This is a genomic window from Serratia sp. MMO-28 (assembly GCF_037199905.1).
Taxonomy (GTDB): Bacteria; Pseudomonadota; Gammaproteobacteria; order Enterobacterales; family Enterobacteriaceae; genus Chania; species Chania oryzae.
In genome coordinates, this window is record NZ_JBBCVB010000008.1 from 150,892 (window position 1) to 175,415 (window position 24,524).

The 24,524-nt window shown below is 57.3% G+C and carries 14 protein-coding genes and 1 pseudogene; 11 read left to right on the top strand and 4 right to left on the bottom strand.

Annotation, left to right across the window (positions count from 1 at the left end; translation table 11 throughout):
* The first annotated feature begins 7 nt into the window (after window positions 1–7).
* The 3 genes from WG891_RS09480 to WG891_RS09490 are packed head-to-tail and all read left to right on the top strand — an operon-like array spanning window position 8 to window position 10,565.
* A complete protein-coding gene (locus tag WG891_RS09480) occupies window positions 8–5,368 on the top strand; it encodes a two-partner secretion domain-containing protein (RefSeq protein ID WP_337262563.1) in 5,361 nt (1,786 codons plus the stop codon).
* Window positions 5,308–10,134, top strand: a complete 4,827-nt coding sequence (locus WG891_RS09485) for a hemagglutinin repeat-containing protein (RefSeq protein ID WP_337262564.1) — start codon at window positions 5,308–5,310, stop codon at window positions 10,132–10,134. The genes WG891_RS09480 and WG891_RS09485 overlap by 61 nt, the downstream gene beginning before the upstream one ends.
* The gene (locus WG891_RS09490; protein WP_337262565.1) at window positions 10,134–10,565 is read left to right on the top strand and encodes a hypothetical protein; all 432 of its coding nucleotides are present in this window, start codon (window positions 10,134–10,136) and stop codon (window positions 10,563–10,565) included. Before WG891_RS09485 ends, WG891_RS09490 begins: the two co-directional genes overlap by 1 nt.
* 46 nt (window positions 10,566–10,611) lie before the next feature.
* Here the strand turns inward: WG891_RS09490 and WG891_RS09495 are convergent, their stop codons facing one another.
* Together WG891_RS09495 and WG891_RS09500 are read right to left on the bottom strand one after the other, a co-directional pair.
* Window positions 10,612–10,824: a SymE family type I addiction module toxin gene (locus WG891_RS09495; protein WP_337262566.1), complete on the bottom strand. Its 213-nt coding sequence runs from the start codon at window positions 10,822–10,824 to the stop codon at window positions 10,612–10,614.
* 81 nt (window positions 10,825–10,905) lie between these two features.
* Complete coding sequence (locus tag WG891_RS09500; RefSeq protein WP_337262567.1) at window positions 10,906–11,331, bottom strand: helix-turn-helix domain-containing protein; 426 nt, start codon at window positions 11,329–11,331, stop codon at window positions 10,906–10,908.
* A 112-nt stretch (window positions 11,332–11,443) separates the two neighbouring features.
* Here WG891_RS09500 and WG891_RS09505 point away from each other — a divergent pair, with 112 nt between their 5' ends.
* From WG891_RS09505 to WG891_RS09525, 5 genes and pseudogenes are all read left to right on the top strand, one after another.
* Complete coding sequence (locus tag WG891_RS09505) at window positions 11,444–14,464, top strand: CHC2 zinc finger domain-containing protein (protein WP_337262568.1); 3,021 nt, start codon at window positions 11,444–11,446, stop codon at window positions 14,462–14,464.
* Entirely contained in the window at window positions 14,464–15,504 is a 1,041-nt protein-coding gene (xerC, locus tag WG891_RS09510) for a site-specific tyrosine recombinase XerC (protein WP_337262569.1), read from the top strand. Before WG891_RS09505 ends, xerC (WG891_RS09510) begins: the two co-directional genes overlap by 1 nt.
* 897 nt (window positions 15,505–16,401) lie before the next feature.
* Window positions 16,402–16,584, top strand: a complete 183-nt coding sequence (locus WG891_RS09515; protein WP_337262570.1) for a hypothetical protein — start codon at window positions 16,402–16,404, stop codon at window positions 16,582–16,584.
* Window positions 16,585–17,161: 577 nt separating this feature from the next.
* Window positions 17,162–17,875 (top strand): annotated as a pseudogene (locus tag WG891_RS09520) (hypothetical protein); the annotation flags it as partial.
* On the top strand, window positions 17,875–18,306 hold the full coding sequence (locus WG891_RS09525) for a hypothetical protein (RefSeq protein ID WP_337262565.1): 432 nt from the start codon (window positions 17,875–17,877) through the stop codon (window positions 18,304–18,306). The pseudogene WG891_RS09520 and the gene WG891_RS09525, both read left to right, overlap by 1 nt.
* Window positions 18,307–18,352: 46 nt before the next feature.
* On the opposite strand, the gene WG891_RS09530 is transcribed toward WG891_RS09525, so the two are convergent.
* Together WG891_RS09530 and WG891_RS09535 are read right to left on the bottom strand one after the other, a co-directional pair.
* Complete coding sequence (locus tag WG891_RS09530) at window positions 18,353–18,565, bottom strand: SymE family type I addiction module toxin (protein WP_337262566.1); 213 nt, start codon at window positions 18,563–18,565, stop codon at window positions 18,353–18,355.
* Between the two features lie 81 nt (window positions 18,566–18,646).
* Entirely contained in the window at window positions 18,647–19,072 is a 426-nt protein-coding gene (locus tag WG891_RS09535; protein WP_337262567.1) for a helix-turn-helix domain-containing protein, read from the bottom strand.
* A 112-nt stretch (window positions 19,073–19,184) separates the two neighbouring features.
* Between WG891_RS09535 and WG891_RS09540 the strand changes: the two genes are divergently transcribed.
* The 3 genes from WG891_RS09540 to WG891_RS09550 all read left to right on the top strand — a co-directional run bounded on the left by WG891_RS09540 (window position 19,185) and on the right by WG891_RS09550 (window position 24,325).
* Complete coding sequence (locus tag WG891_RS09540) at window positions 19,185–22,205, top strand: CHC2 zinc finger domain-containing protein (RefSeq protein ID WP_337262568.1); 3,021 nt, start codon at window positions 19,185–19,187, stop codon at window positions 22,203–22,205.
* The gene (xerC, locus tag WG891_RS09545; RefSeq protein WP_337262569.1) at window positions 22,205–23,245 is read left to right on the top strand and encodes a site-specific tyrosine recombinase XerC; all 1,041 of its coding nucleotides are present in this window, start codon (window positions 22,205–22,207) and stop codon (window positions 23,243–23,245) included. The genes WG891_RS09540 and xerC (WG891_RS09545) overlap by 1 nt, the downstream gene beginning before the upstream one ends.
* 897 nt (window positions 23,246–24,142) lie before the next feature.
* Entirely contained in the window at window positions 24,143–24,325 is a 183-nt protein-coding gene (locus WG891_RS09550) for a hypothetical protein (RefSeq protein ID WP_337262570.1), read from the top strand.
* Window positions 24,326–24,524: the final 199 nt, after the last annotated feature.

A 24,524-nucleotide genomic window follows, 5' to 3' on the forward strand; every position in this document is an offset into this window, starting at 1 on the left:
TTAACACATGAGTCAGTCAACGGATCGTCCTCTTCATGCCACCCAACGTTGGCTGAGCTATGCCCTGTGTACCCTCCTGGTGTGGCAGCCGGTGTTACCCGCGTTTGCCAACGGCGTGAGCGTCGCCGAAGGCAATACGAAACTCGATCAGGCGGCCAACGGCGTGCCGGTGGTCAATATCGCCACACCCAATCAGGCCGGAATTTCCCACAATAAATACAACGACTTCAACGTCGGGAAAGAGGGGCTGCTCCTCAACAACGCCACCGATCGGCTCACTCAGAGCCAGTTGGGTGGCCTGATCCAGAACAACCCCAATCTGCAGGCCGGGAAAGAAGCCCAGGGCATCATCAACGAGGTGGTGACCCCGAACCGTTCGCAACTGCAGGGCTATATGGAGGTAGCGGGTAAGCAGGCCAATGTGATGGTGGCCAACCCCTATGGTATCACCTGCGACGGCTGCGGATTTATCAACACCCCGAATGCGACATTGACCACCGGTAAACCGGTGCTGGGTGCCGATGGCAGCTTGCAGACGCTGGAAGTGACTCAGGGGGCGATCAGCATTCAGGGTAAAGGGCTGGATGCCAGCCAGAGCGACAAGTTCGCGCTGATTGCCCGCGCCACCGACATCAACGCACAACTGCACGCCAAAGACGCGGCCATCACGCTGGGGGCCAACCGGGTGGATGCGCAAGGCAATGCCACGCCGATCGCCGGTCAGGGCGAGGTGCCAAAAGTGGCGATCGACACCGGCGCGTTGGGTGGCATGTATGCCAACCGCATTCATCTGGTGTCCAGTGAAACCGGTGTCGGCGTTAACCTCGGCAACCTCAACACCCGTGACGGGGATATCACCCTTGATGCCAATGGCAAGCTGACGCTGAATAACACGCTGGCGCAGGGCAACTTGACCGTCAAGGCAGCCGATATTGCGCTGAGTGGCAGCCATCAGGCCGCTCAAAACGTCACCTTGAACAGTCAGGGGCAGTTGGCACTGAGTCACACCTCGGTGAAAGCCGGTCAGCAGATCGCACTCAACGGCGGTGACCTGGCACTGGAGCAGGCCACGCTCAGCGCGGCGAAAGACCTTCAGGTGAATGCCACAGGCCAATTGACAGCGACTAACAGCACCCTGCTGGCAGGCACTGACGCACAAGGCAACCTGACCGCCACCCAGCGGCTCGTCGTAAACGCCGGTGAGCAGCAGTGGCTAAACAGCCAGCTCGGGGCGGGAACGGTGATTGCCGAAGCCCAACGCGGCTTGATTCTGGATGGCGGCTCGCAACTGACCGGGTTGAACGGCGTTGTGCTGCAAGGCGGCGCAGTGAGCCTGGCGGGGAAAGTCAGCTCCGGCGGGGATTTCACTCTGGCAGGCAACAGCCTGCAAAGTGCAGCCAGCAGCGTGCTCAGCGCACAACAGGATATTAATTTCACCTTCAGCGGCAACGTGGATTGGCAGGGACAACTGACCGCCGGGCGCGATCTGGCACTACAGGTCAATAGTCTGAATAACGCAGGCCAACTGGCCGCCAACCGCAACAGCCAGATAACGGCACAGACGCTGAATAACAGCGGGTTGTTGCAGGCGCAGGGGAGTCAGACGGTTAACGTTGGGCAACTTGATAACAGTGGCCAACTGCAATCGGCGGGTGCGTTAGCGCTGAATGCCGATGCGGTCAATAACCGTGGGCTGATGGGTTCACAGCAACCGTTGACACTGACGGTGCGGGACACCCTGAACGTCAGTGGGTCGCTGTATACCGAAGGGCCATTGAGCGTGCGTGCAGGTGAGTTTCTGCTGGCTGGCCGTGCGACCGGGGTTCAGGGTATCGCTGTGACAGGTAACCTGCAGACCACGGCGGACTCGGCATTGCTGAGTGCCGGGGATATCCGTCTGCAAGGTGACCAATTTATGCTGAGTGGATTATTGTCGAGCGATCGCTCGCTGACGATAACTGGCAAACAGCTCACCACGGGGGATAGCGCACAAAGCCAGGCTAAAGAGGGCCTGGTCTTGACAGCGACAGAAGGCGCACAGCTTGCCGGAGTGTTTACCACCCTGGGGGATTTGGCTTTCAGCGGCACCAAGGCAGAAAACCGTGCCGATATGATTGCCCTTACTATCGATTGGCGCAGCGACAGCCTCAACCAACAAGGCCGTATTCAAGCTGACAAGGGATTAACGCTGGCAGTTAAACAGCTTAATCAACAAGGCTCGTTGCAGGCGGGCCAACAGCTTACTTTGCGCGGCGACGCCCTGACTAACAGCGGATTTATCGGTGCGCCGCAGCTTGAACTGGCGTTTACCCGTAGCCTGGATAACAGCGGTTCGCTGGTGGCAAGCCAGCGGCTGACGCTGGATGTGCCTTCGCTGAACAACAGTGGCACCCTGGCAGCGAAGACACTGGTGTTAAATACCCAGAGCCTGGATAACCGTGGGCTGATACAGGCCGAAGCCGGGGCCGATATTGAGGCGCAAACGCTAACTAACCGCCTGGATGGGCGTTTGCTGGCAGGAGAAAACCTGGCCTTGCACACCGGGCAACTCAGCAACACGGGTAAATTGCAGGCTACCGACCTGAATGTGGAGACAGAAACCTGGAGCAACACCGGCAGCGCATTGGGTATCGATAGCCTGACAGCGAAGGTTACGCAGGAGCTCGACAACGGCGGGCAATTGCTGAGCCAGGGGCCGATTGCGCTGAATACGGCAGCGCTGACCAATAGCGGAAAAATCCTCAGTGAAGGCCAGCTCACGCTCACTGCGCAGCAGTTGATCAATCAGGGCGAAGCGCAAGGCAATGTCACACAGTTGAACGCCAGCCAACTGACCAACAGCGGCACGCTGATCGGTGTGGAACGGTTGGTATTGCAACTGCAACAGGATCTGCACAACGCGGCCAGCGGTCAGTTACTGAGCGGCGGTGAACTGAAGGTCAATGCAGCAGCTGTGAACAATGCCGGCATGTGGCAAGGCGAACAGGTCCTTCTGGCAGCGCGCCAACTGGACAATACCGGTACGCTGCAGGCGAACAAACGCCTTCAACTGGATCTGACCGGTTCCCTCCACAGTGGTGTGGGCAGCCAGATTGTCACCAACGGCGAAGCGGCGCTTAACGCGTTGGCCTTGGTCAACCAGGGCAACTGGCAAGCGGCCACGCTGTCGCTGACAGGCACCTCGTTGCTCAACAACGGCGTGATTGCCGGAGTCAATCAGCTTAACGCTGAGATGAGCGGTAACATTAGCCAGCAGACTGACGGGCAGATACTGAGCAATGGCATGGCCACCCTGAAAGCCAGTCAGGTGGATAACCAGGGACGTATCCAGGCCGGAACGCTGGGCGTAGAGGCGGCAGAGCTCACCAACACCGGACTCCTGTTGGGGCAGGCGGCGTTCAGTGCGCAACTGAGCGGTGTGTTCCGTAACCTGGCCGCGGGCGATGTGCGCAGCCAGAACGGGCTGCAGTTGACTGCGGCAGGGCTGGATAACGTGGGCTCTGTCCAGAGTGCCGGAGGCAGTACGTTAATGCTGACCGACCCGGTGCTCAATGCCGGCAAACTGGTGGTAGGGGGTGCCTTGGCGCTTAGCGCCCCCAGTCTGAATAACAGCGGTTGGTTGCAGGCGAGTAGCCTTACCTTTAACGGTAATCAACTGGATAATACAGGTACGCTGATTGCAGCGGGCAATAGCGGGCTGACGCTCACTGTGTTCAACAACCTGGGTATGTTGCAAGGCGAGAGCCTGCAACTGAATACCGGCAGCCTGAACAATGCCGGTACGTTGTTGGCCACCCGACAACTGGCAGTGCAGGCGCAACAGATCGATAACGGGCAAAACGCCAAGTTGTTCAGCGCGGGCGATCTGGCGCTGGTCAGCGGTGCGCTCAGTCAGTTTGGGCAACTGGTGGCGCTGGGCAATCTTGCGTTGACGCTGAATAACGCATTTGCACAACAAGGTACCTTGGCGGCAGGCAACACGTTACATCTTTCCAGCCAGGGTGACATCACGCTGACGGGCACCACGCAGGGCCAGAGCCTGGCGATTTACAGTGGTGGGCAATTCACCAACGCCAGTACGTTACGCGGTGGCAACGGTGACGTGCGGATTGAGGCAGCCGGTATCACACAAAACGCAGGCTCCAGCCTGCAATCAGGCGGCCTGGTCCAGTTATTCAGTGGCAGTGTCATCAATAACTACGGTTTTATCGGCACCGCCGGTGATCTGCTGCTGAGTGCAGTGAGCCAACTGTTCAACAGCGGCATGCTGTACAGTGGTGGCAACATGCACCTGCTGGCGGACCGTATTGCTAACCAGTACGGCGATATTCTGGCGGGCAACAGCCTGTGGATGCAGCGCGATACCACAGGCAATGCCAACAGCGAAATCGTCAATACGTCTGGCACCATCGAAACCGAAAACGGGGATATCACCCTTAACACCGCGCATTTGTTAAATCAGCGTGATGGACTGGTGGTTTCCGGCGGTGAAACCATCGATTTAACGCAACAGTACCCCTGGCTGACCAACACACAAGCCTTGGTGCCCCTTTCTGAGTTGGAACTCGGGATAGATTATGGTTATTACATTAACCGAACATGTTCTGGAGGGGGGAGTCCAGGTCATGGTGCTTCCCCAGACTGTTATGACTACGCGTATACGGAAATCCTTAAAACCAGCCCGGCAAAAGAGTTTGCTGTCTCTCTTTCTACGCTGAACGTCACCAGTACCGGTGGTGCGGGGCGCATTGCTTCTGGGCGAGATCTTTCCATCTATGCAGTATCGCTGGACAATCAGGCCAGTCAAATATTGGCAGGTAACACGATTTCCCTGACAGGCGGCACATTAAATAATCAGTCCTATGAAGCGGGCACGGTGACCCGTTACCAGACCTATACCCCACAGAAAAATCCGTTTGCTAGCTTTGAAAATGTCAGCCCAGAAAAGCCAAATCCCTCAACGGTTGACGGATACAAAGATAACCCCATTCTTTATTTGGCCAATGGTGATTTCCGCTTAGAACAGAGTGGTGGAGAAGCTTACCGAAGTGTCATTCAAGCCGGTGGCGTAGTGAACGCCCATTTCACCAGCGATATCAGCAACACGACCGTCATCCCTAACGCTGGCGGTATCAGCCATTCGCTGGCGAAGCCTACGCTCGATAGCCTGCAGCAGCCAGGTAACGTAGAAGGCGCACAGGCACAGGCATTATCCGGTGACTCAAGCATTACCGTGGGCACCCCAGCCTGGAAGGACAACCTGCAAAATGCGCTGAGCACGCTGGGCAACACGGGGCAGATTACCCGTTGCCGAACGGCAGCGATGGCCGCTTCGTGCCGAACCCGGATCCGAACAGCCCGTACCTGATCACCACCAACCCGAAACTGAACGGTCTGGGGCAGCTTGATAACAGCCTGTTTGATTCACTGTACAGTCTACTGGGTCAACAGCCGGGCAGCGCACCACAGGAAAGCGACAGCCGCTATACCAACGAAACGCAGTTCATCGGTTCGGCCTATTTCCTCGACCGCCTGAACCTGCACCCGGATTACGACTATCGCTTCCTCGGGGATGCAGCTTTTGATACCCGCTATATCAGCAACGCCGTGCTGCACCAGACAGGCCAACGTTATATCAACGGCGTCGGTTCTGATATGGCGCAGATGCAATATCTGATCGACAACGCCGCGCAGGCACAGGCTGGGTTGGGCCTGCAATTTGGCATCAGCCTGACGCCGCAGCAGGTCGCCGCCCTGGACAAGAGCATCGTCTGGTGGGAGCCAGTGACGGTCAACGGCCAGACGGTTCTGGCCCCGAAACTGTACCTGTCGAGTAAGGATACGGTGGTACTGAACGGCAGCGTGATCGGCGGTAACCAAGTGAACCTGAACGCGGGCAGCCTGACCAACAGCGGCAGCACCCTCCAGGGCGGTGAACGTCTGAGCGTGGTCAGCCAGGGGGCAATCAACAACCTGAACGGTGGGTTGCTGAATGCGACAGACTCCCTGCAACTGAGCGCTATCGGCGATATCAGCAATATCGGCTCTACCCTCAGCGGCAACCGCGTCACGCTGGAAAGCCTTGATGGCAGCATCATCAACCAGACGCTGACCCGCCAGTGGGAAGCGCAAGGCGCAACGGGCGGCTGGCTGTCACAAAGCCTGTCCCTGTCGCACACTGAAGTGGGTGATATCGGCACCATTCGGGCCGGGGACTCGCTGAGCCTGAGTGCCGGGAACAACATCGATATCCTTGGGGCGACAGTGACCTCCGGTGGGGCCATGGCCCTGTCGGCGGGTAACGATATCAATATCCTGGCGAACAGCACCTACGATGCCGACAAGCGTCAGGGCTGGAACAGCGTAAAAGAGAGCGAGACGCGCAGCAGCCAGGCCAGCGAAATCAGCGCCGGTGGGCCGCTGGTGGTGAATGCAGGCCGTGATGTGAATGTGCAGGCCAGCCAGGTGGGCAGCCAGAGCGATGCCACCGTGGTGGCCGGGCGTGATATCAACCTGCAAACACAGGAAGAGAGCACGCGGCAGAAAAACAACGGTGACGAGCAGCGCAGTAACGGTGCGACACGCAGTACGCTGACCAGCGGCGGTGATTTGACGTTAGGCGCTGGGCGAGATGTGAACGCGCAGGCGGCGGCGATAGTAGCAGATAACGACGTCAACCTGAGCGCCGGGCGCGACGTGAACCTCACTACCCAACAGACCAGCGAGTACAGCGAAAGCAAAGGCGGCAAACGGCAGCAGGTGGACGAAGCCATTCGCCAGCAGGGTACAGAGATTGCCAGCGGTGGCAACACCACCATTCGTGCCGAACGCGATGCGACCTTGAATGCGGCACAGGTGCAGGCCAGCGGTGACGTGGCGTTGAGTGCCGGGCGGGATATTATGCTCAACAGCGCCACCGAAAGCGATTATCACTTCTTCGAGGAAACCAAAACCAAGAGCGGCTTCCTGTCGAAGACCACCACCCATACGGTGCGGGAAGACTACGCGACGCAGGAAAAGGGCGCGATGCTCAGCGGCAACAACGTATCGCTGTCGGCGGGTAACGACCTGACGGTGAAAGGCTCTGCGGTGGTTGGTGACGGCAAGGTCAACATTCAGGCGGGCAATAACGTCGAGATAGTGGCGGCGACTGAAGAACAATCGAGCTACCGGTTGGATGAGAAGAAGAAGAGCGGTGTGTTCAGCGGCGGTGGGCTGGGCTTTACCATCGGCAGCACCTCGTCACGCCATCAGGTGAACGAAGACGGCACCACTCAAAGCCAGAGCGTAAGCACCATTGGTTCAACCGGTGGCGATGTAAACATTGTTGCAGGCGGTAAAGCCCATATCGGCGGTGCCGATGTGATTGCCAACCAGAACCTGTCGGTGACCGGTGACAGTGTACAGATTGACCCAGGGCACGATATCACCCGCCGGGATGAGACCTTTGAGCAGAAGAGCAGTGGCTTGACCATCGCCCTGTCTGGCCCAGTGGGCAGTGCCGTCAACAGTGCGGTCACCACCGCACAACAGGCAAAAAAAGAAACCGATGGGCGCCTGGCCGCCTTGCAAGGGACCAAAGCGGCGCTGTCAGGTGTTCAGGCCGTGCAAGCCGGACAACTGGTGCAGGCAGAGGGCGGCGATGCGGCGAGTATGGTGGGTGTCAGTGTTTCACTAGGTTCGCAGAAGTCATCCTCGCAGCAACATCAGGAACAGAAAACCGTCAGTGGGTCGACACTGACGGCGGGCAATAACCTGACGGTCACTGCCACTGGCCAAGGAAATTCGGCAAACAGCGGCGACCTCCTGATTGCCGGTAGCCAGCTCAAAGCCGGTGGTGATACCACGTTGGATGCGCAACGCGATTTGCTGTTGCTCGGTGCAGCCAATACGCAAAAAACCGAAGGAAGCAACAGCAGCAGCGGCGGCAATATTGGCGTCAGTCTGGGCGTGGGTGGTTCAGGCAGTGGCCTGAGTGTGTTTGCCAACGCCAACAAGAGCCAGGGCAATGAGCACGGCGACGGTACGTTCTGGAGCGAAACCCTGGTCGACAGTGGCGGTACGCTGTCGCTGCACAGTGGCCGCGACACGGCACTGGTGGGCGCTCAGGCCAGCGGTGACACGGTGAAGGTGGATGCGGGGCGTAATCTGACGCTGCAAAGCCAGCAGGACAGCGACAATTATGATGCGAAGCAGACCAGCATCAGCGGCGGTGTCAGCGTGGCGGTGGTGGGCGGCGGTGGTTCTGCCAACCTGAGCATGAGCCGTGACAAACTGCACAGCAACTATGACAGCGTGCAGGAACAGACGGGTATCTACGCGGGCAAAGGCGGCTTTGACGTCACGGTGGGTGAGCATACGCAGCTCGACGGTGCGGTGATAGCCAGCAAGGCAGACGCGGATAAAAACCGGTTGGATACCGGCACACTGGGCTTTAGCAATATCCATAACCAGGCAGACTTCAAGGCCGAGCATCAGGGCGGTAGCCTGAGCACTGGTGGCCCGGTGGGCTCTGACCTGCTGAGCAATCTGGGCAGCATGGCGCTGTCGGGGTTGGGTAACAGTGGGCATGCAGAAGGTACAACACAGGCCGCAGTCAGTGATGGCACCCTTATCATCCGTGACCAGGCTAATCAGAAGCAGAATGTGGCGGACCTGAGTCGAGACACCGACAATGCTAACGGAAGTATTGGGCCAATATTTGACAAAGAGAAAGAACAAAACCGGCTGAAGGCGGCGCAACTCATCGGGGAAATCGGTGCACAGGCGATGGATATCGTCCGGACACAAGGGGATATCAACGGGCTTGAGGAGGCACTAAAACGTCACCCTGAGTTGAAAGGCAATGCTGAAGAGCTACGTAAAACCGATGCCTACAAAGCGGAGATGCAGAAATACGGCACGGGCAGCGACTTGCAGAAAGCGGCACAAGCCGTCACAGCAGCGTTGCAGGGCCTGGCCGGTGGCAATATGGCCGCCGCCATTGCCGGTGGGTTAAGCCCGTATGCGGCAGAGCAAATCAAGAAGTACACCGGGGATAATGATACCGCCAATGTGCTGGCGCACGCTGTGTGGGGCGCGATAGCGGCAGAGATGAGCGGTAACTCGGCAGCAGCTGGTGCTGCGGGTGCAGCAGGTGGCGAACTGGCCGCGCGTTATCTGGCGGGTCAGTTGTATCCTGACGTGAAACCTGAAAACCTGAGTGAGGAGCAGAAGCAGAGGATCAGCGCACTGGCGACCTTGGCGGCAGGGCTGGCTGGAGGTGTGACGGGCGACAGCACGGCAAGTGCGGTAGCAGGAGGTCAGGCTGGGAAGAACGCGGTGGAGAATAACGCGCTGAGTGATATCGGCGAGAACAAAGTCGCTGGCGTGACGCAGGAGCAGAAATACCAAAAAGCCCAGGATGAACTCAAAGCACTCGTAGAAGACTACAAGCAGAAAAACTGTGCCGGGATGAGTGCAGAAGCGTGTTCAGCGAAGATGCAGGCCAACAGTGACGAACTGCTGAAAGGGGCTGCGGGCTTTGGGATAGACTTCGTTCCTGTGATTAGTGATATCAAGAGCTTTGCGGAAGCGCAGAGTGCTCTGGATTATCTGGTTGCGGCGATTGGCATTTTACCGGTTGCTGGTGATGCAGCGGGTAAGGCAATCAAGGCGGCAGAAGAGGCGCTGAAGAAGGGCGACCTTGCTGAAGCATCCAAGCTGATTAACAAGGCCAGTGATGAGATTCAAGCTGTTAAGCCGTTAGATGTTAGTTCATATAAAGAACTTAAAGATCGTGCGGTGGTTGGCGATGGATTAGAACATGATCACATACCTTCCTTTGCCGCTCTGAGAACAGCAAAGGAAAATGAGTTAGGTAGGAAACTGACCCCGGCAGAAGAAAAGGCTTTATATCAAAATGCCACGGCTGTAGAGGTTCCCAAGGATGTTCATCAGGCAGGGCCTACTTATGGTGGTAAAAACACAGCAGCCCAAGTTCAGCAAGATGCGCTAGATCTTTGTGGGGCAGTGTGTCGTGATACTGACGCTTTGAGAACCAATATGATAGAACGTGGTTATGATCCAGTTCTAGTTGATGATGCTGTAAAACAGATCATTGACAGGAATCGGCAAACAGGAGTCATTAAATAATGTTGGCATGGAATGATCTTATCGAAATGCTAGGATGTTCGAAGACGAGCAATGAGTTTATTTATCTTCCTCAAAAACTTAATGAATTACCTGTTTTCGATGAAGGCGTTTTAGGTGACCGAAACTATTACTCATTCTTTAACTCGGGTGTTTTACTTTTATTAGAAGACGACTTGGTAAATCAAATTAGCTTGTATATGCAAGCCGATGAAGGGTTCTCGGTATACACTGGGGAGCTACCTTTACCTGCTAATGGTTGTGAGTCAGAGATTATCCAGTTGTTAGGAGTTCCTTCAGCAACTGGCGGTGGAAAAATGGATATGCTCTTGGGATATCTCAATCGCTGGATCAAATACCAAACTGAAAGTCATATACTGCATCTTCAGTTTAATCAAAATGATCAACTGTGCAGAGTGACACTAATGCAGTAAAAAATCCCGGCCTTAGTGCCGGGATTTTACTTTATTTGTCAGCCAGTTATCCTTCAGCTGCTAGCCGGATGATCAACTGCCCAGGCTCGGTGATCACTTCGATCCTCTGTCCGGTGGTGAATCCGAGCGGCTCAAGCCATCTCCCCTTGATGGTCAGTTGCGGCAGCGGGTTCGGCCTGCCGCCGTTGGTGCGGTAACCGACCACGCTTTTACGGGCTTGGGGTGCGGCGGGTTGTGACGTAGAATCTGCTCTAGCCATGGTAACTACTCCTGTTAGTTGCGGTGGTTAGCAGGTTGCCGGTGTTCCACCACCGTCAACCTGTGTTAAAAACCCTGTCTGTTAGCTGCCTGTCTCCTGCTGCTGCGCCTGTGCAATCACCGCATCCAGCATCTCAGCCACCATCTTCTGCCGGGCCTTCGGCAGTTGGCTGATCACCTCAATCTGCTGTTCCAGCCGGGATGCCGGGCCGCGCTTACGCGGTGTGCGCTCTGTCTCTTCACCCAGCAAACCCTCCAGAGAAACCGAAAGCAGCTTCGCTACAGCAGGCAGTACGGATATCTGTATCCGTCGCCGACCGGCTTCCCAGGACTGTACGGCCTGTTGTGAAACGTTCAGTGCCTGCGCCATCTGTGCCTGAGTCATGCCAGAAGCCTTGCGGAGTTCTGTCATACGCTTGCCCAGCGCGGCCATAAATATCTGTTCTTCATTGGTAACAGGGGCGGCCATCGTCGTTTTTACCGTGGTTGTTCGTGACTTGATGACCATAATCTACTCCCTGTTTTACATCTCTCTGTTGTAAATACTACCTACTGTAGTATATGCTTGTCGAGTTATTTTTACTGAAACCCTATTGACAGGTTTTTACAGGAGCAGCGAAATGGGCAGGATCACCCCGGAAGATCTGGAGCAGTTAAAGCGTGATGTGTCGCTGTTGAAGGTGGCACAAAGCCAGCGGCGTGAACTGAAACGCCAGGGCAAGGACTATGTGACGCTGTGCCCGTTCCACCGGGAGAAAACCCCGTCCTGTGTGATCTCGCCTGAAAAGAACCTGTACCACTGCTTCGGCTGCGGCGCTGCGGGTTCGGTGCTGGACTGGTTGATGAAAACCGAATATCTGGACTTCCTGAGTGGGCTGCTGCGGCTGAAAGAGCTGGCGGGGTTGTCGTCGTTTACTGTCGCTGCGGTGAAGGCCGTAGCCCCTTCTCCTGCTTCGCCGCCTGTGGTGCGTCCCAAACTGGCCGATCTGGATGATGATGGCCAGGCGCTGCTTAACCAGGTGATCGACTTCTATCATCAGCAGTTGCTGGCGTCCCCGGAGGCGCAAGAATGGCTGGCCAGCCGCGGGCTGGATCACCCTGAACTGGTGAGCCACTTCCGGCTGGGGTTCGCGGGTAATCACGGTATCGGCGGCAGTGCCGGGGTGTTGCCCTCGAAAAACAGCAAAGACGGTCAGCGGCTGCGGGAACGGCTGGCGCAGGTAGGGATCTTGCGCGAGGCTACGCGTCAGGATCACTTCCGGGGCTGCGTGGTAATGCCGGTGATCGGCTGGGCGGAGTCGGCGAACGTTGCCAGCCGTGGCCGGGTGCTGCAACTGTATGGCCGTCGCACCCAACCGGATTACAAGATCATCAAGGGTAATCCCAAACACCTGTATCTACCGTCGCCGCTGGTCGGGGTGTGGAATGAACCGGCGCTGAAAGCCTCGTCAGAAGTGATCCTGTGTGAAGCGCTGATCGACGCCATGACCTTCTGGTGTGCCGGGTTCCGCAACGTGATCGCCGCCTATGGCTGCAACGGCTTTACGGCGGATCATCTGGCGGCGTTGCAGTATCACGGCGTGAAGCGGGTGTTGATCGCTTATGACCGTGATGAAGCCGGGGATCGGGGTGCGGAAGCTGTCGCCGGTGATCTGCTGGAGCTGGGGATCGAAGCGTGGCGGGTGCGGTTCCCGCAAGGGCTGGATGCGAATGCGTATGCGTTAAAAAGCGGTAACCCGGAGAAAGCGCTGGGGCTGGCGCTGGAACAAGCGGCCTGGATGGGCCACGGCACCGGGCCGGGGGCGGTGTTCGTGCAGGAAACACCGGGGCCGGACACCCCTTCTTCTTTAGCCGCCTTGCCGGGCGTGCAGTCTGCGCCGGTGTCGGCTGAAACCGTACCTATCCCCGGCGAAGTCACGGCAGCGGGTGAGCTGTTGATGCGCTGCGGTCCGCGCGTGTGGCGGGTGCGGGGCTGGCAAAAGAATACGGTACCGGACGTGATGAAGGTCAATGTGCAGGTGCGGGATGAGGCCAGCGGCGCGTTCCATGTTGATCAACTGGATATGTACCACGCCAAACAGCGGCAGGGCTTTATCAACGTGGCGGTGGTTGAGCTGGGCTGTGATGTGGCGGTTATCAAGCGCGAGGCCGGCCGGTTGCTGTTGTTGCTGGAGCAGAAACAGGACGAGGCCCGGCAGGCGGTGGAGCTGGCCGCGCCCGCTGCGGTGGCGGTGAGTGCTGAGGATGAAGCGGCGGCGCTGGCATTGCTGAAATCCCCTGACCTGGCGGAACGGGTGGTGAATGACTTGGCGTCGTGCGGCGTGGTTGGCGAATCCTCGAATCTGCTGACCGGGTATCTGGCGGCGGTGTCACGCAAGCTGGATAAACCCTTGGCGGTGTTGATACAGAGCAGTTCGGCGGCGGGGAAATCGTCGTTAATGGATGCGGTGCTGAACCTGATGCCGGAAGAAGAGCGTATCCAGTACTCGGCCATGACCGGGCAAAGCCTGTATTACCTGGGTGAAACCTCGCTGTCGCACAAGATACTGGCTATCGCGGAAGAGGAAGGGGTACGCCAGGCGGCGTATGCGCTGAAGCTGTTGCAGTCGGACGGGGAGTTGAAAATAGCGTCGACGGGCAAGAACGAGCAGAGCGGCGAACTGGTGACGCGGGAATACAAGGTGCAAGGCCCGGTGATGCTGATGCTGACCACCACGGCCATCGATGTGGATGAAGAACTGTTAAACCGTTGCCTGGTGCTGACGGTGAACGAATCGCGGGAGCAGACGCAGGCAATACATGCCTTGCAGCGGCATCACCAAACGCTGGAAGGGTTGCTGGCGGCGAATGAAAAAGGCTATCTGACGCGGTTGCACCAGAACGCGCAACGGTTGCTCAGGCCGTTGAAAGTGGTGAATCCGTATGCGGAACAGTTGACGTTCCTGAGCGATAAAACCCGCACCCGGCGCGACCATATGAAGTATCTGACGTTGATACAGAGCATCGCGCTGTTGCACCAGTACCAGCGGGAGGTGAAGCGGGTGCAGCACCGGGGGGAATGGCTGGAGTATATCGAGGTGGCGCGGTCTGATATCGCGCTGGCGAACCGGCTGGCGCATGAGGTGCTGGGGCGCACGCTGGACGAAATGCCGCCGCAGACGCGCAAGCTGTTGCTGCTGATACAAGAGATGGTCAAAGGAATGGCTGAGCAACAAGGTTGCCAGAGCGCGGAGGTGCGCTTTACCCGGCGGGATATCCGGGGTTACACCAACTGGAGTGATAACCAGCTTAAGGTGCATTGCCTGCGGTTGGCTGAGATGGAATACCTGTTGTTGCACGGTGGCAGTCGTGGCCATCTGTTGCAGTATCAACTGCTGTGGGATGGTGGTAACGGTGATGAAAGCCATCTGTGTGGCCTGCTTAATGTGGCTGAACATGAGGGCGGAGAGCGCAAGTTGGACTCGGAAGCCAGCAAGTTGGTGCCAAGTTGCCCCCAAGTTGGGGCCAAGTTGGAGAGTGATAAAGTGGCTTCGAGCCAGGCAGGGCAAGGCTTGGTGGCGGAAGCGGTTGGGGTTGCCTCAAACACCGTAATAAAGGGGAAAAATAATCGGGCTGCTGCCCCTGCTGTTGGAGGTGAGTAATGGCCTACCGCAGACCCCGCACCGATGCGCTGCTGACCGTGGATGAAGTCTACCGTAAACCGGTTGGCCCGGCGCATGACCCGAAAAGCCTGTATACGCTGCTGTTGCGGTTCGTGACGTGGCGGCGGGAGCGTAACTGGTCGGAAACCACCCTTAAAACCCAAACCCATCATCAATACCGCTTTATCCTGTGGGCCGCTGAACGCGGGCTGCACTATCCGCAGGAAATCACCCTGCCTATCCTGGAACGTTATCAGCGCTATCTGTTCACCTACCGCAAACCGGACGGCGAGCCGTTGAGCAGCCGGACGCAGCGGAGCCAGTTGGGGCCGTTGGTGGTGTGGTTCGCCTGGATGACGCGCAGCCATCTGCTGTTGGCAGACCCGGCGTCGGGTCTGGTGTTGCCGAGGCTGGAGAAGCGGCTGCCGCGCCATATCCTGAGTGTGGAAGAAGTGGAGCAGGTGTTGGCGTTGCCGGATATCAGCACGCTGAAAGGGCTGCGTGACCGGGCGCTGCTGGAGCTGTTGTGGTCAACGGGGATGCGGCGCATGGAAGTGGCCGGGCTTGACCAGCACGCGGTGGACGCCAGCCGAAAAACGGTGACCATCCGGCAGGGCAAGGGGAAGAAAGACCGGGTTATCCCCATCGGGGAACGGGCGCTAAAGTGGGTGTTGCATTATCAGCACCAGGTGCGGCCGCAGTTGCTGGTGAACCCGGAGGTTACCGCACTGTTCGTGGCGTTGGACGGTGTGGCCGGGCTGACGCCGAACGGTGTGACCATCGTGACCAAGGAATATATCGTGGCGTCGGGCCTCAGCCGTTGGGGCAGTTGTCACCTGTTCCGTCATGCGATGGCCACGCAGATGCTGGAAAACGGCGCGGATATCCGCTGGATACAGGCCATGTTGGGCCATGCGAGTATCGAATCGACGCAAATCTATACGCAGGTGAGTATCCGTGCGTTGCAGGCGGTTCATGCGTCGACCCATCCGGCGGAGCAGGCGGACAGCGAAACGCCGCCGGACAGCCTGCAAAGCTAGCTCGTTCTCTGTGAGTGCGTTGGCGAGTGCTCAGGCAGCAGGCGCGCCGTTCTCTTCTGTGTGTCCCTTCCTATGCTATGGAGTAGTGTATCGTTGCTCTAATATTCATTCAAAATGAGATGTCTGTCGAAAAACCAAACAAATAAAGCCTTATTAAATTAATGGTTATTGGTATTTAAACTTATGCCCCCAAATGAGAGTTAAGGGACTGCCGAGGTGGCAGTGTCTTAACACAAGGAAACGAAAGGATGTCAAAAGCACCGATAGGAACTACAGCTACTACTGGGCAGACATGCCCAGAAAGTGGAGTATGGACAGTTGTTGGCACGCCATCGACAACAGCACCGATAGCTAAAGGTAATAAAATGCCTCCATATGATGGCAAAGCTGTGACTTGGAAGTTAACTCAGTACGCATAAATAAGTCTAATCAACGCTATCCTTAATCACTAAGGGTAGCGTTGTCATAATCTAGCCCTTTCCAGTGACCCATGCTTAAATCCACCTGGTTACCAGCGTCAGCTACGGCCTGAACTGTTGGTAAACGTCGCCGGAGAGTCAGGAGCCGGACGCAGCAACGGTGCCGCCGGACAGCCTGCAAAGCTAGCTCGTTCTCTGTGGGTCGGTGGGCGAGTGCCCAGGCAGCAGGCGCGCCGTTCTCTTCCGTTCGTTCCCTAAGTCGCAGCGCGGCGCACCTCCTGCCCTGTTCGGCTCCGGTGTGTGCGGGGGTCAATGCCCGCCCGGCCAGCGCTGGGCGGCGGTGCTCTCTATTAATCAGGTTGCTGGCCGTTCGGCCATTAAACATAACGCGGGAGATTATGCGCACCCGTCCCGGCGGGCTACAAACTCCACCTAAACCTCAATCAGCGGGCCGTATACGCATAATCTGCGTTATGTCGTGCGCCCCCGCAGCGAGCAGGTTCGGCGTCGGTTGCCGGTTGGGCAATCTGCCTTGGCATCGTTAACGGCCAGTGCGTTGTGGCGCGCCGCTCGCAAGCTCCCGCCGCTGTTGGCGACAGTGTTCTTCTTCAACATCAAGGTCAACGTCAACAGGGTTGTCGGCCTGGCGGCCTCCGCTTAAGGGCTTAATGCCCGCCCGGCTGCGTCTGGCTGCGGCGGCTCGTGCCCCGCCAAGGGCCGCGTGTCACTCGTTCCCGCCTCGCCAGCTTCCGCGCCCGCCCTGGTTCTGTGTGGTCATGCAAAGCCAAAACCCGGCTTGTGCAGTTGTGCAACAGAGCGCCGTGCTGGCGCTTGCGGAGGCTCGCCGCCCCGCACCTGGCAGGCGGTTCGGCGACGCACAGCAAAAAGCCGCTGTGCGCCGCCTCCCGCCGCGATGAAAACCCGGAAAAGCGGTAATGGCAGCGGCTGACGCCGCTGCTATGATGTGTGTGCGGTTGCTCTTTAACAGTGCTGGGGAAAGTGTGATACCGGGCGTAAAAGTCGCGTCGGGGCAAAAAGTTGCGAGTGTGAAAAAGCACTGGCGAAATGGGGTTGTAACTGACTGACAGCACAGGGAAAAAGTGGTTGCGGCGGTCAACTTCACGACGGAGCACGTTGTTGTGGAGAATAACGCGCTGAGTGATATCGGCGAGAACAAAGTCGCTGGCGTGACGCAGGAGCAGAAATACCAAAAAGCCCAGGATGAACTCAAAGCACTCGTAGAAGACTACAAGCAGAAAAACTGTGCCGGGATGAGTGCAGAAGCGTGTTCAGCGAAGATGCAGGCCAACAGTGACGAACTGCTGAAAGGGGCTGCGGGCTTTGGGATAGACTTCGTTCCTGTGATTAGTGATATCAAGAGCTTTGCGGAAGCGCAGAGTGCTCTGGATTATCTGGTTGCGGCGATTGGCATTTTACCGGTTGCTGGTGATGCAGCGGGTAAGGCAATCAAGGCGGCAGAAGAGGCGCTGAAGAAGGGCGACCTTGCTGAAGCATCCAAGCTGATTAACAAGGCCAGTGATGAGATTCAAGCTGTTAAGCCGTTAGATGTTAGTTCATATAAAGAACTTAAAGATCGTGCGGTGGTTGGCGATGGATTAGAACATGATCACATACCTTCCTTTGCCGCTCTGAGAACAGCAAAGGAAAATGAGTTAGGTAGGAAACTGACCCCGGCAGAAGAAAAGGCTTTATATCAAAATGCCACGGCTGTAGAGGTTCCCAAGGATGTTCATCAGGCAGGGCCTACTTATGGTGGTAAAAACACAGCAGCCCAAGTTCAGCAAGATGCGCTAGATCTTTGTGGGGCAGTGTGTCGTGATACTGACGCTTTGAGAACCAATATGATAGAACGTGGTTATGATCCAGTTCTAGTTGATGATGCTGTAAAACAGATCATTGACAGGAATCGGCAAACAGGAGTCATTAAATAATGTTGGCATGGAATGATCTTATCGAAATGCTAGGATGTTCGAAGACGAGCAATGAGTTTATTTATCTTCCTCAAAAACTTAATGAATTACCTGTTTTCGATGAAGGCGTTTTAGGTGACCGAAACTATTACTCATTCTTTAACTCGGGTGTTTTACTTTTATTAGAAGACGACTTGGTAAATCAAATTAGCTTGTATATGCAAGCCGATGAAGGGTTCTCGGTATACACTGGGGAGCTACCTTTACCTGCTAATGGTTGTGAGTCAGAGATTATCCAGTTGTTAGGAGTTCCTTCAGCAACTGGCGGTGGAAAAATGGATATGCTCTTGGGATATCTCAATCGCTGGATCAAATACCAAACTGAAAGTCATATACTGCATCTTCAGTTTAATCAAAATGATCAACTGTGCAGAGTGACACTAATGCAGTAAAAAATCCCGGCCTTAGTGCCGGGATTTTACTTTATTTGTCAGCCAGTTATCCTTCAGCTGCTAGCCGGATGATCAACTGCCCAGGCTCGGTGATCACTTCGATCCTCTGTCCGGTGGTGAATCCGAGCGGCTCAAGCCATCTCCCCTTGATGGTCAGTTGCGGCAGCGGGTTCGGCCTGCCGCCGTTGGTGCGGTAACCGACCACGCTTTTACGGGCTTGGGGTGCGGCGGGTTGTGACGTAGAATCTGCTCTAGCCATGGTAACTACTCCTGTTAGTTGCGGTGGTTAGCAGGTTGCCGGTGTTCCACCACCGTCAACCTGTGTTAAAAACCCTGTCTGTTAGCTGCCTGTCTCCTGCTGCTGCGCCTGTGCAATCACCGCATCCAGCATCTCAGCCACCATCTTCTGCCGGGCCTTCGGCAGTTGGCTGATCACCTCAATCTGCTGTTCCAGCCGGGATGCCGGGCCGCGCTTACGCGGTGTGCGCTCTGTCTCTTCACCCAGCAAACCCTCCAGAGAAACCGAAAGCAGCTTCGCTACAGCAGGCAGTACGGATATCTGTATCCGTCGCCGACCGGCTTCCCAGGACTGTACGGCCTGTTGTGAAACGTTCAGTGCCTGCGCCATCTGTGCCTGAGTCATGCCAGAAGCCTTGCGGAGTTCTGTCATACGCTTGCCCAGCGCGGCCATAAATATCTGTTCTTCATTGGTAACAGGGGCGGCCATCGTCGTTTTTACCGTGGTTGTTCGTGACTTGATGACCATAATCTACTCCCTGTTTTACATCTCTCTGTTGTAAATACTACCTACTGTAGTATATGCTTGTCGAGTTATTTTTACTGAAACCCTATTGACAGGTTTTTACAGGAGCAGCGAAATGGGCAGGATCACCCCGGAAGATCTGGAGCAGTTAAAGCGTGATGTGTCGCTGTTGAAGGTGGCACAAAGCCAGCGGCGTGAACTGAAACGCCAGGGCAAGGACTATGTGACGCTGTGCCCGTTCCACCGGGAGAAAACCCCGTCCTGTGTGATCTCGCCTGAAAAGAACCTGTACCACTGCTTCGGCTGCGGCGCTGCGGGTTCGGTGCTGGACTGGTTGATGAAAACCGAATATCTGGACTTCCTGAGTGGGCTGCTGCGGCTGAAAGAGCTGGCGGGGTTGTCGTCGTTTACTGTCGCTGCGGTGAAGGCCGTAGCCCCTTCTCCTGCTTCGCCGCCTGTGGTGCGTCCCAAACTGGCCGATCTGGATGATGATGGCCAGGCGCTGCTTAACCAGGTGATCGACTTCTATCATCAGCAGTTGCTGGCGTCCCCGGAGGCGCAAGAATGGCTGGCCAGCCGCGGGCTGGATCACCCTGAACTGGTGAGCCACTTCCGGCTGGGGTTCGCGGGTAATCACGGTATCGGCGGCAGTGCCGGGGTGTTGCCCTCGAAAAACAGCAAAGACGGTCAGCGGCTGCGGGAACGGCTGGCGCAGGTAGGGATCTTGCGCGAGGCTACGCGTCAGGATCACTTCCGGGGCTGCGTGGTAATGCCGGTGATCGGCTGGGCGGAGTCGGCGAACGTTGCCAGCCGTGGCCGGGTGCTGCAACTGTATGGCCGTCGCACCCAACCGGATTACAAGATCATCAAGGGTAATCCCAAACACCTGTATCTACCGTCGCCGCTGGTCGGGGTGTGGAATGAACCGGCGCTGAAAGCCTCGTCAGAAGTGATCCTGTGTGAAGCGCTGATCGACGCCATGACCTTCTGGTGTGCCGGGTTCCGCAACGTGATCGCCGCCTATGGCTGCAACGGCTTTACGGCGGATCATCTGGCGGCGTTGCAGTATCACGGCGTGAAGCGGGTGTTGATCGCTTATGACCGTGATGAAGCCGGGGATCGGGGTGCGGAAGCTGTCGCCGGTGATCTGCTGGAGCTGGGGATCGAAGCGTGGCGGGTGCGGTTCCCGCAAGGGCTGGATGCGAATGCGTATGCGTTAAAAAGCGGTAACCCGGAGAAAGCGCTGGGGCTGGCGCTGGAACAAGCGGCCTGGATGGGCCACGGCACCGGGCCGGGGGCGGTGTTCGTGCAGGAAACACCGGGGCCGGACACCCCTTCTTCTTTAGCCGCCTTGCCGGGCGTGCAGTCTGCGCCGGTGTCGGCTGAAACCGTACCTATCCCCGGCGAAGTCACGGCAGCGGGTGAGCTGTTGATGCGCTGCGGTCCGCGCGTGTGGCGGGTGCGGGGCTGGCAAAAGAATACGGTACCGGACGTGATGAAGGTCAATGTGCAGGTGCGGGATGAGGCCAGCGGCGCGTTCCATGTTGATCAACTGGATATGTACCACGCCAAACAGCGGCAGGGCTTTATCAACGTGGCGGTGGTTGAGCTGGGCTGTGATGTGGCGGTTATCAAGCGCGAGGCCGGCCGGTTGCTGTTGTTGCTGGAGCAGAAACAGGACGAGGCCCGGCAGGCGGTGGAGCTGGCCGCGCCCGCTGCGGTGGCGGTGAGTGCTGAGGATGAAGCGGCGGCGCTGGCATTGCTGAAATCCCCTGACCTGGCGGAACGGGTGGTGAATGACTTGGCGTCGTGCGGCGTGGTTGGCGAATCCTCGAATCTGCTGACCGGGTATCTGGCGGCGGTGTCACGCAAGCTGGATAAACCCTTGGCGGTGTTGATACAGAGCAGTTCGGCGGCGGGGAAATCGTCGTTAATGGATGCGGTGCTGAACCTGATGCCGGAAGAAGAGCGTATCCAGTACTCGGCCATGACCGGGCAAAGCCTGTATTACCTGGGTGAAACCTCGCTGTCGCACAAGATACTGGCTATCGCGGAAGAGGAAGGGGTACGCCAGGCGGCGTATGCGCTGAAGCTGTTGCAGTCGGACGGGGAGTTGAAAATAGCGTCGACGGGCAAGAACGAGCAGAGCGGCGAACTGGTGACGCGGGAATACAAGGTGCAAGGCCCGGTGATGCTGATGCTGACCACCACGGCCATCGATGTGGATGAAGAACTGTTAAACCGTTGCCTGGTGCTGACGGTGAACGAATCGCGGGAGCAGACGCAGGCAATACATGCCTTGCAGCGGCATCACCAAACGCTGGAAGGGTTGCTGGCGGCGAATGAAAAAGGCTATCTGACGCGGTTGCACCAGAACGCGCAACGGTTGCTCAGGCCGTTGAAAGTGGTGAATCCGTATGCGGAACAGTTGACGTTCCTGAGCGATAAAACCCGCACCCGGCGCGACCATATGAAGTATCTGACGTTGATACAGAGCATCGCGCTGTTGCACCAGTACCAGCGGGAGGTGAAGCGGGTGCAGCACCGGGGGGAATGGCTGGAGTATATCGAGGTGGCGCGGTCTGATATCGCGCTGGCGAACCGGCTGGCGCATGAGGTGCTGGGGCGCACGCTGGACGAAATGCCGCCGCAGACGCGCAAGCTGTTGCTGCTGATACAAGAGATGGTCAAAGGAATGGCTGAGCAACAAGGTTGCCAGAGCGCGGAGGTGCGCTTTACCCGGCGGGATATCCGGGGTTACACCAACTGGAGTGATAACCAGCTTAAGGTGCATTGCCTGCGGTTGGCTGAGATGGAATACCTGTTGTTGCACGGTGGCAGTCGTGGCCATCTGTTGCAGTATCAACTGCTGTGGGATGGTGGTAACGGTGATGAAAGCCATCTGTGTGGCCTGCTTAATGTGGCTGAACATGAGGGCGGAGAGCGCAAGTTGGACTCGGAAGCCAGCAAGTTGGTGCCAAGTTGCCCCCAAGTTGGGGCCAAGTTGGAGAGTGATAAAGTGGCTTCGAGCCAGGCAGGGCAAGGCTTGGTGGCGGAAGCGGTTGGGGTTGCCTCAAACACCGTAATAAAGGGGAAAAATAATCGGGCTGCTGCCCCTGCTGTTGGAGGTGAGTAATGGCCTACCGCAGACCCCGCACCGATGCGCTGCTGACCGTGGATGAAGTCTACCGTAAACCGGTTGGCCCGGCGCATGACCCGAAAAGCCTGTATACGCTGCTGTTGCGGTTCGTGACGTGGCGGCGGGAGCGTAACTGGTCGGAAACCACCCTTAAAACCCAAACCCATCATCAATACCGCTTTATCCTGTGGGCCGCTGAACGCGGGCTGCACTATCCGCAGGAAATCACCCTGCCTATCCTGGAACGTTATCAGCGCTATCTGTTCACCTACCGCAAACCGGACGGCGAGCCGTTGAGCAGCCGGACGCAGCGGAGCCAGTTGGGGCCGTTGGTGGTGTGGTTCGCCTGGATGACGCGCAGCCATCTGCTGTTGGCAGACCCGGCGTCGGGTCTGGTGTTGCCGAGGCTGGAGAAGCGGCTGCCGCGCCATATCCTGAGTGTGGAAGAAGTGGAGCAGGTGTTGGCGTTGCCGGATATCAGCACGCTGAAAGGGCTGCGTGACCGGGCGCTGCTGGAGCTGTTGTGGTCAACGGGGATGCGGCGCATGGAAGTGGCCGGGCTTGACCAGCACGCGGTGGACGCCAGCCGAAAAACGGTGACCATCCGGCAGGGCAAGGGGAAGAAAGACCGGGTTATCCCCATCGGGGAACGGGCGCTAAAGTGGGTGTTGCATTATCAGCACCAGGTGCGGCCGCAGTTGCTGGTGAACCCGGAGGTTACCGCACTGTTCGTGGCGTTGGACGGTGTGGCCGGGCTGACGCCGAACGGTGTGACCATCGTGACCAAGGAATATATCGTGGCGTCGGGCCTCAGCCGTTGGGGCAGTTGTCACCTGTTCCGTCATGCGATGGCCACGCAGATGCTGGAAAACGGCGCGGATATCCGCTGGATACAGGCCATGTTGGGCCATGCGAGTATCGAATCGACGCAAATCTATACGCAGGTGAGTATCCGTGCGTTGCAGGCGGTTCATGCGTCGACCCATCCGGCGGAGCAGGCGGACAGCGAAACGCCGCCGGACAGCCTGCAAAGCTAGCTCGTTCTCTGTGAGTGCGTTGGCGAGTGCTCAGGCAGCAGGCGCGCCGTTCTCTTCTGTGTGTCCCTTCCTATGCTATGGAGTAGTGTATCGTTGCTCTAATATTCATTCAAAATGAGATGTCTGTCGAAAAACCAAACAAATAAAGCCTTATTAAATTAATGGTTATTGGTATTTAAACTTATGCCCCCAAATGAGAGTTAAGGGACTGCCGAGGTGGCAGTGTCTTAACACAAGGAAACGAAAGGATGTCAAAAGCACCGATAGGAACTACAGCTACTACTGGGCAGACATGCCCAGAAAGTGGAGTATGGACAGTTGTTGGCACGCCATCGACAACAGCACCGATAGCTAAAGGTAATAAAATGCCTCCATATGATGGCAAAGCTGTGACTTGGAAGTTAACTCAGTACGCATAAATAAGTCTAATCAACGCTATCCTTAATCACTAAGGGTAGCGTTGTCATAATCTAGCCCTTTCCAGTGACCCATGCTTAAATCCACCTGGTTACCAGCGTCAGCTACGGCCTGAACTGTTGGTAAACGTCGCCGGAGAGTCAGGAGCCGGACGCAGCAACGGTGCCGCCGGACAGCCTGCAAAGCTAGCTCGTTCTCTGTGGGTCGGTGGGCGAGTGCCCAGGCAGCAGGCGCGCCGTTCTCTTCCGTTCGTTCCCTAAGTCGCAGCGCGGCGCACCTCCTGCCCTGTTCGGCTCCGGTGTGTGCGGGGGTCAATGCCCGCCCGGCCAGCGCTGGGCGGCGGTGCTCTCTATTAATCAGGTTGCTGGCCGTTCGGCCATTAAACATAACGCGGGAGATTATGCGCACCCGTCCCGGCGGGCTACAAACTCCACCTAAACCTCAATCAGCGGGCCGTATACGCATAATCTGCGTTATGTCGTGCGCCCCCGCAGCGAGCAGGTTCGGCGTCGGTTGCCGGTTGGGCAATCTGCCTTGGCATCGTTAACGGCCAGTGCGTTGTGGCGCGCCGCTCGCAAGCTCCCGCCGCTGTTGGCGACAGTGTTCTTCTTCAACATCAAGGTCAACGTCAACAGGGTTGTCGGCCTGGCGGCCTCCGCTTAAGGGCTTAATGCCCGCCCGGCTGCGTCTGGCTGCGGCGGCTCGTGCCCCGCCAAGGGCCGCGTGTCACTCGTTCCCGCCTCGCCAGCTTCCGCGCCCGCCCTGGTTCTGTGTGGTCATGCAAAGCCAAAACCCGGCTTGTGCAGTTGTGCAACAGAGCGCCGTGCTGGCGCTTGCGGAGGCTCGCCGCCCCGCACCTGGC